Source organism: Pauljensenia hongkongensis, assembly GCF_001746855.1.
Lineage (GTDB): Bacteria > Actinomycetota > Actinomycetes > Actinomycetales > Actinomycetaceae > Pauljensenia > Pauljensenia hongkongensis.
In genome coordinates this window covers 129,594-130,343 of the sequence record NZ_CP017298.1, presented here as the reverse complement: position 1 = coordinate 130,343, position 750 = coordinate 129,594, and the positions used below count along the sequence as shown (strand labels likewise).

General features: G+C 73.1%; 1 protein-coding gene. It reads right to left on the bottom strand.

Annotation, left to right across the window (positions count from 1 at the left end):
* Positions 1 to 750: DEAD/DEAH box helicase (locus BH719_RS00600; protein ID WP_009399836.1), on the bottom strand; the 750-nt coding region annotated here is incomplete at both ends.

The following is a 750-nucleotide window of genomic DNA, read 5'->3' as shown; positions in this document are numbered from 1 at the left end:
CCCCGGCCCCCCGGCGCCCCGCGGCGCCGGGGCCCCGCTGGCTCCGCGGCGCGGTGAGGTGGACCAGCCGGGGGTTGAGCGCGCCCGAGGGGGTGTACAAGTCGAGGATCTCGTCCCCCACGACCATGTGCTGGTACAGGGGAACGGGGCGCTCCTCGGAGACCACCACGGCGCAGCCCCCGCGCACCTCGCCCATCCACGCGCCGAACTCCTCGGCGTTGGAGACCGTGGCCGACAGGGCGATGATCTGCACGTGCCGGGGCAGGTGGATGATGACCTCCTCCCACACCGGCCCCCGCATCCGGTCCGACAGGTAGTGGACCTCGTCGAGGACCACCACCGCCAGATCCGACAGGCCCGCCCCCGCGTAGATCATGTTGCGCAGCACCTCGGTGGTCATCACCACGATCGGGGCGCCGGGGTTGATCGACGTGTCCCCCGTGGCCAGGCCCACCTGGTCGGCGCCGAACATGTCCGACAGCTCCAGGTACTTCTGGTTCGACAGGGCCTTGATGGGTGTCGTGTAGTAGGCGCGCATCGAGCCCCGGCGCGCCATGTGCGCCCCGAAGTCGCCGACCACCGTCTTGCCCGCGCCCGTCGGCGCGGCGACGAGCACGGCCGCCGCTCCCGCCTCGACGGCGTCGAGCGCCTCGACCTGGAAGGCGTCGGGTGTGAAGGGCAGGGCCGCCGCCCACCGGGCCCGCTCCGACGCGTCCGAGCGCGCCTGCTCCTTGAAGGCGGCGTAGCGCT